Raw genomic sequence first — 14,053 nt, 5'->3', positions numbered from 1 at the left:
CGCCCGGGTCAACGCCTTGGCCAGGTCGTTGTGATGATAACTATTGGTTTTCATTTTTCTTTTTCGCGGCGGGAGCTCCCGCCAGGCGCGTAAGCCGCTGTGACAGACCAGCGTGATCGGCTGCCCCTCGGGCAAGGAGGCGGCCACCAGATCCTGCGGCAACACACGCCGCGCGCCGGGGCAGACGGGCTCCGGCGCCTCCGCACTGTCGCGCAGATCCACCACCAGCGCCCGGGGATCGGTCAGCGCAACAAAGCGCAGCCCATCCTCCGGCGCCTGTGCGCCATCAAAGCGAAAGGCAGACGGGCTCAGCGCGCCCATGTCAAACCGCATCAGCTGCCCCAGCACCGAAGGGGCGGTGCCCAGAACATATTGCAGCACCATCTGCGCCTGCGCCGCGCCGATCATCCCCACCAGGGGGCCGAGCACGCCGGCGCTGGCGCAGGTGGCGGCCTGTTCGGGCAGGTCGGGAAAGACCGCGCGCAGGCAAGGCCCACCGCCGCAATAGCCACCGACATAGCCCGAAAGCCCCAGCGCAGAGGCCGAGATCAAGGGCTTCGTCGCCGCCTTGCAGGCATCCGATAGGATGTAGGAGACGGCAAAACTATCCGCCGCATCTACCACCACATCTGCCGCCGCGATCGCCTCTACGGCATTGAAGGCCCCAAGCGCTTCGGGCCGCAGATGCAGGGTAAGCTCCGGCGCGCGCTGGCGCAGCGCCGCACCGGCGGCCTCGACCTTTCTGGCGCCGATATCGCCCAGCGTATAAAGCGGCTGGCGATGCAGGTTCGAACGCTCCACCCGGTCCGTATCCATCACGGTGATTTCACCGATGCCCGCGCAGGCCAGATAGAGCAGCAGCGGACAGCCCAGCCCGCCTGCGCCGACCACCAGCACATGGGTCTCGGCCAGCCGCTGCTGACCAGCCGCGCCGACCTCGGGCAGGGCGATCTGGCGGGCAAAGCGGCTCAGCTCTGGCATGCGTTCACCCAGGCGCGGGTCTGCGCCTCGGGGTCCTTTGCGCTCTGGATATCTGTCACCACCGCCGCGCTGTCGGCCCCTGCGGCAAAGACACCGGGCAGGCGCCCCGGCGTCAGCCCGCCGATGGCCACCAGCGGTACAGCCCCTGCGCGCGCCTTCCAGCGGCACAGGCGTTCAAGCCCCTGCGGGGCCCATTTCATCTGCTTCAGCAGCGTCGGATAGACCGGCCCCAGCGCCACATAGGCGGGATCCAGGGCCAATGCGCGCTCCAGCTCCGCCTCGTCATGGGTGGAGAGCCCATAGCGAACACCCGCGCGGCGCAGCGCGTCAAAATCGGCGCTGTCCATATCCTCCTGGCCGAGGTGCACAAAATCGCAGTTCAGATCCAGCGCCGCCTGCCAGTGATCATTGACCACCAGCTGCGCGCCGTAAACGGCGCAGAAATCCCGCGCCCGGGCGATCTGGCGGCGGATCTCGGCGTCGGGCTGATCCTTGATCCGAAGCTGCACCAGCCGCACGCCCTGCGGCACCAGCAATTCCAGCCGACCCACATGGCCGACAATCAGGTAAAACCGTTCCATTATCTCTGCTCCGCCAAATCCAGTTCCGCCAGCCCCATGACCGGGGTGGAGGGCACCGCCATGTCGCGTGGCTCCATCGGGTCGGCAAGGTGGCCGAGCCGCCCGGCCTCCACCGCCATAGCCATCGCGCGCGCCATCTGCACCGGGTCGCCTGCCTTGGCCACCGCCGTGTTCAACAGCACCGCGTCCATGCCCAGCTCCATCGCGGCGGCGGCATCCGAGGGCCGCCCGATGCCCGCATCCACAACGAGCGGCACGCCCGGGAAATGCGCCCGCATGGCGCGCAGCCCATCAGGGGTCATCAGCCCGCGACCGGAGCCAATCGGCGCGCCCCAGGGCATCAGCACCTCGCAGCCGGCCGCCAGCAGCCGCTCGCCAACACCCAGATCATCGGTGGTATAGGGAAAGACCTTGAAGCCCTCGGCGCCGAGGATCCGCGCCGCCTCCACCAGTTCAAAGATATCGGGTTGCAGCGTGTCCGCATGGCCGATCACCTCCAGCTTGATCCAATCGGTGCCAAAGACCTCCCGCGCCATCTGCGCGGTGGTGACCGCCTCGCGCGCGCTATGGCAGCCCGCCGTATTGGGCAGGATGCGCACGCCGGTTTCGCGGATCAGATCCCAGAACCCGGCGCCGGAGCCATGGGCGTTTTCGCGCCGCAGCGAGACGGTGACCAGATCGGTGCCGCTGGCGCGGATCGCCTGTTGCAGGATCGCGGGCGAGGGATATTGCGCGCTGCCAAGGATCAGCCGCGAGGAAAGCGTTTCGCCGTAACATTTCATCGCGTCACCCTCCCTGCATCGGGGCCAGAACCTCGATCCGGTCCCCGGCGGCGAGGGGCTGAATGCTGCGCTGATCGCGGGCCACAAACTGACCGTTCAGCGCAGTGGCAAGGGCGGGGCCGGTATAGCCCAGCTCGCTCAGGGCCTCGGCCAGCGTCGTGGCGTCTATGTCATGCGGTTCGGAATTCACGAGTATTTTCATCGCGTTGCTCCATCAATTGATCGGCAGCGGCCTGCGCCATGGCAGGGGCCAGCAGAAACCCGTGTCGGTAAAGCCCGTTGAGAAACAGCGTCTCTTCGCGCCGTTCCAGCCGGGGCAGGTTGTTGGGAAAGGCGGGGCGCAGCCCTGCGCCGATCTCCACCACTTCGGCCTCGGCAAAGGCGGGCGACAGCGCATAGGCCGCGCCCATCAGCTCCATCAGGGCGCGCAGGCTGGGCGGGCCGCTGTGGTCGCTTTCCACCATGGTCGCGCCGAGCATGTAGTGCCCGTCGCCGCGCGGCACCAGGTAGATCGGCGTGCGCGGGTGCAGCAGGCGCAGGGTGCGGCGCATCGCGACCTCCGGGCAGCGCAGGATCGCCATCTCTCCACGCACCGGCCGCAGGTCGGCCAGCGGCGCGGCCATGCCGGTGCAGTCCAGATCAACGCGCTTCGGTGCCGCGCAGCCCAGTTGGATCTCACCGCCAAGGCGGTGCACCTCGCCCGCCAGATCCCTGAGGGCACGCCGCGGGTCCAGATGCGCCTCGCGCTCAAAGAACAGCCCCGCGTCAAACCGCCCGGCCAAGGCCGGTTCCAGCACATCAATCTCCGGTCCGCTGACCTCTCGGTAGGCACAGGTGCGGCGGGCAAATCGCGCCACCTCCGCCCGGTCGCGGCGGGGCGCCAGCACCAGCGTGCCGCGCCTGTGAACCGGGGTGATCTGGGCTCACCAGTCGAAGGCGCGGCCACCGAGGCTCACAACCTCTTCCTCGGTGCTTTCATATTCGCACCAGGGCGCCAGCATCCCCCCGGCAAAGCGCGCGGCACTGGCGGTGCCAATCTCCTCGGCGCGTTCATAGATCCGCACCCCGGCCCCCCGTTGCAGCAGCTCATAGGCGCAGGCGAGGCCAGCCAGCCCCGCCCCGGCGATGGTGATCACGCCTCTTCCTCCACGCCCTCCACCGGCACATAGAGCGCACCACCCTCGCGGAACTTCGCGGCCATCGCCTCCATGCCTTCCTTCTGCGCTTCGGCGCGGATGTCGTGGCTGATCCGCATGGAGCAGAACTTCGGCCCGCACATGGAGCAGAAATGCGCCACCTTATGGGCCTGTTTCGGCAAGGTCTGGTCATGGAATTCGCGGGCCGTATCGGGGTCCAGCGAGAGGTTGAACTGATCCTCCCAGCGGAACTCGAACCGTGCGCGGCTGAGCGCATCATCGCGCCGCTGCGCCCCCGGCAAGCCCTTGGCCAGATCGGCGGCATGGGCGGCGATCTTATAGGTGATCACCCCGGTCTTGACATCATTGCGGTCCGGCAGGCCAAGATGTTCCTTGGGCGTCACGTAACACAGCATCGCGCAGCCAAACCAGCCGATCATCGCCGCGCCGATGCCCGATGTGATGTGATCATAGCCCGGCGCAATATCGGTGGTCAGCGGCCCCAGTGTGTAAAACGGCGCCTCATGGCAGCATTCCAGCTGCTTTTCCATGTTTTCCTTGATCTTGTGCATGGCCACATGGCCCGGCCCCTCGATCATCACCTGACAATCCTTGGCCCAGGCGATCCTGGTGAGTTCCCCGAGGGTTTCCAGCTCAGCAAATTGCGCCTCGTCATTGGCGTCGGCAATGGAGCCGGGACGCAAGCCATCGCCCAGCGAGAAGCTCACATCATAGCTGCGGCAGATGTCGCAGATCTCCTCGAAATGCTCGTAGAGAAAGCTCTCGCGGTGGTGATGCAGGCACCATTTCGCCATGATCGACCCGCCGCGCGACACGATCCCGGTCACCCGATTGACCGTCATCGGCACCATATGCAGCCGCACCCCGGCATGGATGGTGAAGTAATCCACGCCCTGTTCGGCCTGCTCAATGAGCGTGTCGCGGAACACTTCCCAGGTCAGATCCTCGGCAATGCCGTTGACCTTCTCCAGCGCCTGATAGATCGGCACCGTGCCGATCGGCACGGGGCTGTTACGGATGATCCATTCGCGGGTGTTGTGGATGTTGCGCCCGGTTGACAGATCCATCACCGTATCCGCGCCCCAGCGGATCGCCCAGACCAGCTTCTCCACCTCTTCCTCCATCGAGGAGGTCACCGCCGAGGTGCCCATATTGGCGTTGATCTTCACCTTGAAATTGCGGCCGATGATCATCGGCTCCAGCTCCGGGTGGTTGATATTGGCCGGGATAATGGCGCGGCCTGCGGCGATCTCGGCGCGCACGAATTCCGGCGTCACATAGTCGGGGATATTGGCGCCAAAATCCTCGCCATCGCGCGCGCCATGGCAGGGCGCGGTCTCGCGCAGCTGGTTTTCGCGAATGGCGACGAACTCCATCTCCGGCGTGATGATCCCGGCGCGGGCATAGGCCAGCTGCGTCGGCGCGGCCTCGCCTGTGCCGCGCAGGGGGGCGGGCTTCACCGGGAATTCCGGCACCAGGCGATCACCCTCGACAAACCCATTGTCCTCGGGCCGCACATCGCGCCCGGTATAGGCATCCACATCCCCGCGCGCGCGGATCCACCCGGCGCGCAGCGGTGCCAGACCGGTGCGGATGTCGGTCTCGATCTCTGGGTCGGTATAGGGGCCGGAGCTGTCATAGACCGGCAGCGGCGCCTCGCCCGCCGTCGGGTGGGTGGCGATCTCGCGCATCGGCACGCGGATGCCATCATGCAGCTCGCCGGCGACATAGATCTTTCTTGAGGCGGGCAGCGCGCCGGTGGTCACCTTGGGGGCGATCTTCGGGGTGGGGACGTTCATCTTGGTGCTCCTCGAGTCCATTCTCAAAAAGACACCAATTGAGCCGGGCCGGAGGAAAACGGGCGGGGGTACAGATCCGCCGTGTCAGAGCAGAGGCTCCCACCTGTACCGGGCGGGGGGCGACTGTCCTAGCTTCCTACGCCAGTATCAACTGGGTCAGGTTCTAAGGGTCGCGTCACCGGGATTTCTCCCTGTCAGCCTCTCAGTCCCCTCGGGCGGGACTCCCCTGCGTGCCTTAGGGGTAGGGTAGGGGATGCATCGGCGTCAAGCGGTTTCTTTTCGGGCCTGTACTCTCGGTGTTTACCCCCGCAGCAATCGTCTGCGGGTTTTTGCCGATATCGGACAACGGTCAAGAGGGCGTTTAAAATCAAGGGGATGACGGCTTGCGACTCATTTCATATATTATCTATAAAAATGAAGCTCGCCTCTTGCGGGTGCCCAAGTGCTCAACCCATGCCAGGAGACCCCATGCGCGATACCGCCCTGATCCGCACCGACTGGACCCGCGAGGAGGCAGAGGCGCTCTATACCCAGCCCTTTATGGATCTGCTGTTTCAGGCCCAGAGCCTGCATCGCCAGATCTTTGATCCCAATGCGGTGCAGAAATCGCGGCTATTGTCGATCAAGACCGGCGGCTGTGCTGAGGATTGCGCCTATTGTTCGCAATCCGCCCGCAACGGCGCACAGCTGCCGCCTCAAAACTGATCGAGGTAGAGCGGGTGATTGCCGAGGCGAAAAAAGCCCGCGACGCCGGGGCCAGCCGCTATTGCATGGGCGCGGGCTGGCGCGCGCCCAAGGATCGCGACATGCCGATGCTGGAGGCCATGGTAGCGGGCGTCAAGGCGCTGGGGATGGAGACCTGCATGACGCTGGGCATGCTGGAACAGGACCAGGTTCTGCGCCTGCGCGACGCCGGGCTGGACTACTACAACCACAATATCGACACCTCGGAACGCTACTACCCGGAGGTCATCACCACCCGCAGTTTTGCCGACCGGCTTGAGACGCTGGAGCGCGTGCGACAGGCCGGGATCAAGGTCTGCTCCGGCGGCATTCTGGGCATGGGCGAAGAGCGTGGCGACCGGATCGACATGCTCCTCAGCCTCGCCACCCTGCCGGAGCATCCGCAGTCGGTGCCGATCAACAGGCTGATTCCCATGGCGGGCACACCTCTGGCGCAGACCCCGCCGCTGGATCCCATTGAATTCGTCCGCACCATCGCGCTGGCCCGGATCCTGATGCCGCGCAGCCACCTGCGGCTCTCGGCGGGGCGCAGGGACATGAGCGACGAGATGCAAGCCATGTGTTTTTTTGCCGGGGTCAATTCGATCTTCATGGGCGATACCTTGCTGACCGCCGACAACCCCGAAGAAGACGCCGACGCGGCGCTCTTTGCGCGCCTCGGCCTGCACGCGATGGAGCCGGACAGAGCGTAGCCGCGCGGATGGGGGCACTGGCGGCGCGGCGGTAATCCCGCTAGGCTATGGCGCACGCAAAGACAAAGGACGACCCCCATGCAGCTTGCCTATGTGATGACCACCGAACGCGGCGCCACCGACCGCCTGCTGACCGCATTGGCCGCGCGACTGGCCGAATTGGGCATTCGCACGGCAGGCATCGTGCAGACCAATACGGAATGCTACGACAACAAGCTTTGCGACATGGATGTCCGCGTCCTGCCCGAGGGCGAAACCATCCGCATCTCGCAATCCCTTGGCGAAGGGGCGCGGGGGTGCCGCCTGAACCCCGAGGCGCTGGAGCGCGCCGTGGGGCAGGTTACTGCGGCGCTTGCCACAACACCGGCACCGCAGGTGCTGCTGGTCAATAAATTCGGCAAACACGAGGCCGACGGCCGCGGCATGCGCCCGATCATCGGCGAGGCTCTGGCGATGGGGCTGCCGGTGGTCACGGGCGTCAACCGGATGAATGTCGCTGCCTTTGAAAACTTTGCCGAGGGCGTGGCCGAGGAAGCCGCCCCGGATCTGGAGGCGCTGGTCGCCTGGATCAAAGCGGCAATTTCGCAAGCGGCCTAGGCGCGTCAGGCGAGGGGGGCATGCCCCCTTCTTCTAACCAAAAATATCCCGGGGTCCGGGGCAGCGCCCCGGCGCGCGCAGCCGGGCAAAATCTGCATGAAGGGCATGATACCTCTGGCAGGTGATCGGCGCATCACGCGCCACGGCACGAGCACCATCTTCACTCAACTATCTGATTTTAACCTAAAGGAGAGAAGATGGTGGGCGACCCTGGAATCGAACCAGGCGTGCGTCTCCGCGAGGGAGTTACAGTCCCCTGCCACACCTTGCGGCCTGTCGCCCACTGTCAGAAGCTTGTTGCACCTGACGTGGAGGCGTGATTACTAGCGCACCAAACGGGCGTCAACAGGAAAAGCGCAACTTTTTTCCCTCGCCTCGCATTTTGTCTTCGGAGCCAGCCATGAACAAGAAACCCAGCAAGAAACCCGCCTGGGTGGTGGACAAGGAAAAAGCCAAGAAAGCCGCCTCGGCAGAGACCGTCTGGCTCTTTGGTCTGCATGCGGTGCGCGATGCGCTGCTGAACCCCAAGCGCGAAAAACTGCGCCTTGTGGTGACGCTCAATGCCCAGGCCAAGCTGGAAGAGGCCATCGCTGCCTCTGGCATCACGCCCGAGGTGGTGGAGCCGCGCAAATTCTCTGTTCCGATCGATCCGGGGTCCGTGCATCAGGGCGCGGCGCTGGAAGTGAAGCCGCTGAACTGGGGCAGCCTGGAGGAGGCCTGTATCGGCGCCGAGGTGCCGCGCGTGCTGCTTTTGGACCGGGTGACCGACCCGCATAACGTTGGCGCCATCCTGCGCTCTGCCGAGGTGCTTGGCGCCTCTGCGGTGATTGGCACCCGCCACCATTCGGCGCCGGAAACCGGGGGGCTGGCCAAAACCGCCTCCGGCGCGCTGGAGCGTCAGCCCTATCTGCGCATGCGCAACCTCGCCGATACCATCGTCGCGCTGCAACAGATGGGCTATCTGGTGCTGGGCCTGGACGGCGAGGCGGAAGAAACCATCGAAGACGCAGTGGCCGGGCGCACCGGGGATCCGATTGCGCTGGTTCTGGGCGCCGAAGGCCCGGGGCTGCGGCAAAAAACCAAAGAAACCGTGGATAAGCTCGTTAAAATCGACGCGGCAGGCGGTTTTGGCTCGCTCAACGTCTCCAACGCGGCGGCAATCTCCCTATATGCCTCTCTGAGAGGTTAAGCGCAGGAGGGCACCATCGCACATCACAGCATTCCCGGAGGCAAGCTGATCAACTGCTGCTATTGCGGCGTGCAATCGGCCTTTGTCGCGGATCGCAGCCTGCACGCGCTGATCTGCACCACCTGCGGCGCGCCGCTCTCGGCGCAGAAACAGCGCCCGCTGGCCGCCCACAAGGGCGCGAAACTGGCCGAAGCCGCCGCAAGGGGCAAACCGGAAAAGAAGACCGCCGCCAGGGGCCATGCCCATGCCTATCGCGGCAAGAAGAAAAAGAAGAGCAAGAAGAAATCCCTCTGGTACAAGGCTTTTGACGAGGTCTTTGACGTGATCGAGGATATCTTCGACTAGAAAATTCGCCCTCGGAGCCGGATTTAGCCGAATTTATCTGTGTCCCGAGGGCCTCACCCCTGCGCAACTCTGCTCACAAGCCGTTCACATAGGTGTTAGCGGGCTTTTCTGTGGCGGCGCGCAGGGGCATTCTCCGTTTGCTGCAATAACCGGAGATGCGACGTGCTGACCCATCGCCTCAAACTCATCCTTATGGCCGCGCGCTCCGCCGCGCGCCTCTGTGTCGCCGTGGCGCTGCTGACGCTTGCGACGGGGATGCGGGCAGAGGCGGGCACGCTCTACATCTCGGCAGAGGATGGCGTGGCGATCGGCGGCTATGATCCGGTGTCGTTTTTTGTCGCCGAGGGCCCGACGCGTGGCGAACGCAGCCATGCGGTGATGTGGAAGGGCGCGATCTGGCTGTTTCACTCCGCCGAGCACCGCTCCCGGTTTGAATCCAACCCGCGCGCCTATGCGCCGCGCTATGGCGGCCACTGCGCCTATGGCATCGCCAAGGGGCGCATTTATCACGGCGACCCGCAAGCCTGGGAAATTGTCGATGGGCGGCTCTACCTGTTTCACAACCCGCGCGCCGAGGAACTCTGGATGGCACAGCAGCAAGGGATGATCGAGGCCGCGCGCGAGGTCTGGCCGCAGATCATGCGCCAGCGCTGATCCCGCGCCGGACCGGTCTTCTGCATGTGGTGCAGCTGGGGCGGCTGTCAGGGTCAAGGGAAAACGCTCTCGGGATCTTCACGAAAACGCGAGCATCCCTTTCATTCGGCCAAGACCACCATACATTCAATAACAGACTGCGGCCCCGGAACCGCCGCAGATCTTTTTCACTGTCCCTCGTTCCACACCTCGCGCCCGGAGAGTCTTCGGGCGCTTTTTTCTTACCTGCTCCGTCTTCTGCGGCTTGGGCCGCATAGGGGCTTGCACCCTGACACGCGGCTGCGCAGAGTGGGCAAATGTATTCAGATGATCTCTTCAAATCCATCCTGACCCGCAGCAAGGTGATTGCCGTGGTGGGGGTCTCGCTCAACCCGGTGCGGCCGAGCTACTACGTGGCGCGCTACCTGTCGCTGAAGGGCTATAAGGTGATCCCCGTAAACCCCGGCCATGCGGGCGAGCTGCTCTTTGGCGAAACGGTGCGGGCGTCCTTGTCAGATATCAAGGAGCCGGTGGATATGGTCGATATCTTCCGGCGCTCCGAGGCGGTGCCACCGATTGTCGAAGAGGCGCTGGCCGCCTTTCCGACCTTGCAGACCATCTGGATGCAGATCGGCGTGGAACACCCGGAGGCGGCGGCAATGGCCGAGGCGCGCGGCGTGACGGTGATCCAGAATCGCTGCCCCAAGATCGAATACCAGCGCCTGTTCGGCGAGCTGCGCCAGGGCGGATTTGCCACCGGGGTTATTTCCTCAAAACTCTAGCCCGTGTGGAAGGGAGCGCTCCCGCCCGTCGGGCGCGCATGAGACATGCGCTGCTCCCGTTGGGCCCGGCGCCTTGCCTGCGGCAAGGCGGGGCAAAACAGAGATGAGCCTTGCCTGCTGCAAGGCGCGCGCCTGCGGCACAATGGGGGAGCCTTCGTGGCGCTCAGCTCTTGGGGCGGGCGGCTTTTTCGGCGATGCCGCTGAGGCCCTGACGATCAGCCAGCACCTTGAGCACGTCATCCAGCGCCACATCGCGCGCGGCCAGCATCACCAGGAAATGATAGAGCACATCGGCGCCCTCAGACGCGAGCTTGGCCTTGTCGTTCTTCACCGCTTCGATGATCGCCTCGATCGCTTCCTCGCCGAATTTCTCGGCGCATTTCTCCGGGCCCTTGGCCAGCAGCTTTGCGGTCCAGCTGCTCTCTGGGTCGGCGGATTTGCGCGCGCGAATAGTGGTTTCCAGGTCGTGCAGCAGGGTCATGATACGAGTGGCTCCAGTCTTGGGTCTTTCATGAGAATTGCGTCGACGCAGGCCCAGAATTCCTTAGCGTAATCTGACCCCAATACGTCATCGCGCCCGAGCGGGGTAAAACTGTTGATCGTGGCTCTCTGCTCGGGCTCCCAATCGAGCAAGGCGCATCCGGATTCGGGGCCGAACCGTACCTCGGTTCGTGTTCCCCACCGTGCAGAGGCCGGGGCGCCCTCGCTCCAATCGCCTGTATAAACCGTTACAAGCAGGTGGTGTTCGGGATGAGCTTCTGACCATCGTGCCGTATACCACGCGAAATATGTTCCATCGCTAAGAAGGTTTCCCATCGCTTCAGTCGTCGTGGTGCGGCAGCAATCGCAGGGCGTGCGGGTCGTGTCGCCCTCCTCAAGCACGATGGCCTCCCAATCCATTACCTGAGCCTCATCGGGATGCCATTGGCGATCATGTGCTGTTTGGCCTCTTGCACGGTATATTCGCCGAAGTGGAAGATCGACGCGGCCAGCACCGCGCTGGCGCCGCCTCTGATCACGCCATCCACCAGGTGGTCCAGATTGCCGACACCGCCGGAGGCGATCACCGGCACATCCACCGCGTCGGAAATGGCGCGCGTCATTTCCAGGTTGAAGCCGGATTTGGTGCCGTCGCGGTCCATCGAGGTGAGGAGGATCTCTCCCGCGCCCTTTTGGGTGACGAGGCGGGCGAATTCCACCGCGTCGATGCCGGTCTCGCGGCGGCCGCCATGGGTGAAGATCTCCCATTTGCCGGGGGCGACGGATTTGGCGTCGATGGCGCAGACGATGCATTGGCTGCCGAACTGGTCGGCGGCCTCGGCGATTACATCCGGGTTGGCCACGGCGGCGGAATTGAAGGAGACCTTGTCGGCCCCTGCCAGCAGAAGCGCGCGCACGTCGTCCTTGCTGCGCACACCGCCGCCCACCGTCAGCGGCACAAAGCACTGCTCGGCGGTGCGCCGCACCATATCAAACATGGTGCCACGGTTTTCATGGGTGGCATGGATGTCGAGAAAGCAGATCTCGTCGGCGCCAGCGGCATCATAGGCGCGGGCGGCCTCCACCGGGTCGCCGGCATCGCGCAGGCCAACAAAGTTCACGCCCTTGACCACGCGGCCATCGGCGACATCGAGACAGGGGATGAGGCGGGTTTTCAACATGCCGCTCTTATGGACCGGAATAGGCCGTGGGAAAAGAGGACATTGCACCGGGGCAGGCCGCGGTGCGTCGTTTTCCTGCGGCCTGCGCTGGCCCTAGCCCTTCAGAACCGCCAGCGCCTCGGCGAGGTCGATGGCCCCGTCATAAAGCGCCCGGCCCGAGATCGCGCCGTTCAGGGGGGCGCCGCAGGACTTCAGGGCCTGCAAATCGGCGATCGAGGACACGCCGCCCGAGGCAATCACCGGGATCGTCACCGCATTGGCCAGCGCCGCCGTGGAGGCGATATTGGGTCCCTTCATGGCACCGTCGCGCATGATATCGGTGTAGATGATCGCCGCAACGCCCGCGTCCTCAAAGGATTTCGCCAGATCAGTGACCTCGACATCGGTTTCCTCGGCCCAGCCCTTGGTGGCCACCTTGCCGCCGCGCGCGTCGATGCCGACCGCGACCTGGCCGGGAAAGGCGCGGGCCGCCTCGCGCACCAGATCGGGGTTCTCCACCGCCACGGTGCCCAGAATCACCCGCGCCAGCCCCTTGTCGAGCCAGCGCTCGATGGTGGCCATGTCGCGGATGCCACCGCCAAGCTGGGCGGGCACCCTGGTCTGTTTCAGGATTTCCTCGACGGGGGCGGCATTCACCGGCTCGCCGGCAAAGGCGCCGTTCAGATCCACCAGATGCAGCCATTCACAGCCCGCCGCCACGAACTCCAGCGCCTGCGCCGCCGGGTTGTCGTTGAACACGGTGGTCTTTTCCATGTCACCGTGCAGCAGCCGCACGGCCTGGCCGTCCTTGAGGTCAATGGCGGGGTAGAGGATCATCGGCTGTGCCCTTTTGGTCGGAAAACGCTTCTGCGCCCTTTTGCCGAAGAGCGCGGTGAATTGCAACGCGTGTGGGGGGCTGTCCGGGTTCAAGGCGGCGGACATCGCGCGGGGAGGGCGACCCGAGGTCAGGCTTGCCTGATCGGCCATGCCTCGGTCACAGTTTCGGGCAAGAGGGAGGAAACCAACCATGAAACAGATAATCGCAACCTGTGCTGTCTCGCTGGCGCTCGCGGGCGCTGCTTTTGCAGCGGATCCGGCCGAGGGGCTCTGGAAGACCCAGCCCGACGATGGCGCCTATGCCTATGTGGACATCAAACCCTGCGGCGGCGCCGTCTGCGGCACCATCGCGCGCACCTTCAAGGACAGCGGCGAATATCAGTCCAAAAACATCGGCAAGACGCTGGTCATCGACATGGTGCCCCAGGGCGGTGGCGCATACGAGGGGCAGGTCTGGCGGCCCTCCAACGACAAGATCTACATCGGCAAGATGGATCTGAACGGCGACTCGCTCAAACTGCGCGGCTGCGTGGCGGGCGGGCTGATCTGTTCCAAACAAACCTGGACGCGGGTCAAGTAATCGCGGCTCCGCGCCGGCGTGGAGGCGGGCCTCAGAACAGTCCCATCTGTACCGGGATCGGGACAAAGCCCCGTTTGACCTGTCGCGCGCGGGCCTGTTCGAACAGGAGCTGCGCCTCATCCAGCGAGGCGCAGTAATTGCGCCGCTCCTGGCCGCCCGGCTGGCCGATCGGGCCGGAGGCCTGCACCACGCACCAGTCTCCGAACAGGGTCTGCGTCAGGCTCAGCACCAGATAGCGATGCTGCCCGTCCCGGTGACTGAATTTTTCAAAGCGCAAGTACAACGTAAATCGGGCCTGAGCGGAAAAGAGTTGGACTCATATGCCGTGTTGGCGTGTGCATGTCCATCGCTCACGTGGAGAATGAGAAAGAGCGTCGCAGGAAAGCCGGAGCGGCGCAGCGACACCATTGCCGCCGCGCGTAATCTTCGACGAGATCTGCGGGATGCCCGTTTGGCTCGATAGAGCCAAACGCCGCGCGCCCGCCCCTCGATGGGGCGGGCGCGCGGCCCCTCCGGTGGCAGGCAGGGGGCATAGCCCCCTGCCTGCGCCGCCCTCACGGGCGGCCAGCGTCAAGCCGCGGAGGCTGTGTGAAGTATCGGGGGTATCAGGGCGCCCAGGTCAGGAAGTTGGCGATCATCCGCAGGCCGATATGCTGGCTTTTCTCCGGGTGAAACTGCATGCCGAGCATGGTGTCGCGTCCGATCACCGCGGTG

Annotated in this window: 15 protein-coding genes, 1 tRNA gene, 3 pseudogenes and 1 riboswitch; of the genes and pseudogenes, 7 read left to right on the top strand and 12 right to left on the bottom strand. The window is 64.7% G+C overall.

The features are described 5' to 3' along the window. The 6 genes and pseudogenes from HCZ87_RS16085 to thiC all read right to left on the bottom strand — a co-directional run. Positions 1 to 981: HesA/MoeB/ThiF family protein (locus HCZ87_RS16085; protein WP_254868671.1), on the bottom strand; the 981-nt coding region annotated here is incomplete at its 3' end. After that, entirely contained in the window at positions 969 to 1,562 is a 594-nt protein-coding gene (locus HCZ87_RS16080; RefSeq protein ID WP_167645306.1) for a thiamine phosphate synthase, read from the bottom strand. The genes HCZ87_RS16080 and HCZ87_RS16085, both read right to left, overlap by 13 nt. Further along, positions 1,562 to 2,344: a thiazole synthase gene (locus tag HCZ87_RS16075; protein WP_167645304.1), complete on the bottom strand. Its 783-nt coding sequence runs from the start codon at positions 2,342 to 2,344 to the stop codon at positions 1,562 to 1,564. The genes HCZ87_RS16080 and HCZ87_RS16075 overlap by 1 nt, the downstream gene beginning before the upstream one ends. Positions 2,345 to 2,348: 4 nt before the next feature. Further along, complete coding sequence (thiS, locus tag HCZ87_RS16070; protein WP_167645302.1) at positions 2,349 to 2,546, bottom strand: sulfur carrier protein ThiS; 198 nt, start codon at positions 2,544 to 2,546, stop codon at positions 2,349 to 2,351. Beyond that, a pseudogene (locus tag HCZ87_RS16065) lies at positions 2,515 to 3,480 on the bottom strand (FAD-dependent oxidoreductase). The gene thiS and the pseudogene HCZ87_RS16065 overlap by 32 nt, the downstream one beginning before the upstream one ends. Further along, positions 3,477 to 5,300: a phosphomethylpyrimidine synthase ThiC gene (gene thiC / locus HCZ87_RS16060; protein ID WP_167645300.1), complete on the bottom strand. Its 1,824-nt coding sequence runs from the start codon at positions 5,298 to 5,300 to the stop codon at positions 3,477 to 3,479. The pseudogene HCZ87_RS16065 and the gene thiC overlap by 4 nt, the downstream one beginning before the upstream one ends. 116 nt (positions 5,301 to 5,416) lie before the next feature. Further along, positions 5,417 to 5,538: riboswitch (TPP riboswitch) on the bottom strand. A 230-nt stretch (positions 5,539 to 5,768) separates the two neighbouring features. Here thiC and bioB point away from each other — a divergent pair. After that, positions 5,769 to 6,736: pseudogene (gene bioB / locus HCZ87_RS16055) on the top strand (biotin synthase BioB). Between the two features lie 78 nt (positions 6,737 to 6,814). After that, entirely contained in the window at positions 6,815 to 7,333 is a 519-nt protein-coding gene (locus HCZ87_RS16050) for a DUF2478 domain-containing protein (protein WP_167645299.1), read from the top strand. 198 nt (positions 7,334 to 7,531) lie between these two features. Here HCZ87_RS16050 and HCZ87_RS16045 read toward each other — a convergent pair. After that, a tRNA-Tyr gene (locus HCZ87_RS16045) sits at positions 7,532 to 7,615 on the bottom strand. A 118-nt stretch (positions 7,616 to 7,733) separates the two neighbouring features. On the opposite strand from HCZ87_RS16045, the gene rlmB reads away from it, so the two are divergent. The 4 genes from rlmB (at position 7,734) to HCZ87_RS16025 (ending at position 10,282) form a co-directional block, all read left to right on the top strand. Beyond that, positions 7,734 to 8,522: a 23S rRNA (guanosine(2251)-2'-O)-methyltransferase RlmB gene (gene rlmB, locus HCZ87_RS16040; protein WP_167645298.1), complete on the top strand. Its 789-nt coding sequence runs from the start codon at positions 7,734 to 7,736 to the stop codon at positions 8,520 to 8,522. Between the two features lie 69 nt (positions 8,523 to 8,591). Next, positions 8,592 to 8,867 carry a hypothetical protein gene (locus HCZ87_RS16035; RefSeq protein WP_167645296.1) on the top strand — a complete coding sequence of 92 codons (276 nt, stop codon included), beginning with the start codon at positions 8,592 to 8,594 and terminating at the stop codon, positions 8,865 to 8,867. 162 nt (positions 8,868 to 9,029) lie between these two features. Next, entirely contained in the window at positions 9,030 to 9,521 is a 492-nt protein-coding gene (locus HCZ87_RS16030) for a YHS domain-containing (seleno)protein (protein WP_167645295.1), read from the top strand. 296 nt (positions 9,522 to 9,817) lie between these two features. Further along, positions 9,818 to 10,282: a CoA-binding protein gene (locus HCZ87_RS16025; protein ID WP_167645293.1), complete on the top strand. Its 465-nt coding sequence runs from the start codon at positions 9,818 to 9,820 to the stop codon at positions 10,280 to 10,282. 163 nt (positions 10,283 to 10,445) lie between these two features. On the opposite strand, the gene HCZ87_RS16020 is transcribed toward HCZ87_RS16025, so the two are convergent. The 3 genes from HCZ87_RS16020 to hisA all read right to left on the bottom strand — a co-directional run bounded on the left by HCZ87_RS16020 (position 10,446) and on the right by hisA (position 12,759). Further along, positions 10,446 to 10,763 carry a phosphoribosyl-ATP diphosphatase gene (locus HCZ87_RS16020; RefSeq protein ID WP_167645291.1) on the bottom strand — a complete coding sequence of 106 codons (318 nt, stop codon included), beginning with the start codon at positions 10,761 to 10,763 and terminating at the stop codon, positions 10,446 to 10,448. A gap of 418 nt (positions 10,764 to 11,181) precedes the next feature. Then, positions 11,182 to 11,943: an imidazole glycerol phosphate synthase subunit HisF gene (gene hisF, locus HCZ87_RS16015; RefSeq protein WP_167645289.1), complete on the bottom strand. Its 762-nt coding sequence runs from the start codon at positions 11,941 to 11,943 to the stop codon at positions 11,182 to 11,184. Positions 11,944 to 12,036: 93 nt separating this feature from the next. Further along, entirely contained in the window at positions 12,037 to 12,759 is a 723-nt protein-coding gene (gene hisA / locus HCZ87_RS16010; protein WP_167645287.1) for a 1-(5-phosphoribosyl)-5-[(5-phosphoribosylamino)methylideneamino]imidazole-4-carboxamide isomerase, read from the bottom strand. 190 nt (positions 12,760 to 12,949) lie between these two features. On the opposite strand from hisA, the gene HCZ87_RS16005 reads away from it, so the two are divergent. Continuing rightward, a complete protein-coding gene (locus HCZ87_RS16005) occupies positions 12,950 to 13,339 on the top strand; it encodes a DUF2147 domain-containing protein (protein WP_167645285.1) in 390 nt (129 codons plus the stop codon). A 31-nt stretch (positions 13,340 to 13,370) separates the two neighbouring features. On the opposite strand, the gene HCZ87_RS16000 is transcribed toward HCZ87_RS16005, so the two are convergent. Beyond that, positions 13,371 to 13,622, bottom strand: a complete 252-nt coding sequence (locus HCZ87_RS16000) for a WGR domain-containing protein (RefSeq protein ID WP_167645283.1) — start codon at positions 13,620 to 13,622, stop codon at positions 13,371 to 13,373. A 322-nt stretch (positions 13,623 to 13,944) separates the two neighbouring features. Continuing rightward, positions 13,945 to 14,053: pseudogene (locus HCZ87_RS21100) on the bottom strand (imidazole glycerol phosphate synthase subunit HisH); the annotation flags it as partial.

The organism is Phaeobacter sp. HF9A (assembly GCF_011806385.1).
In the GTDB taxonomy this organism is placed as follows: Bacteria; Pseudomonadota; Alphaproteobacteria; order Rhodobacterales; family Rhodobacteraceae; genus Epibacterium.
Note: the sequence above shows the minus strand (reverse complement) of the source record. Positions and strands in the feature narration are given on the sequence as shown.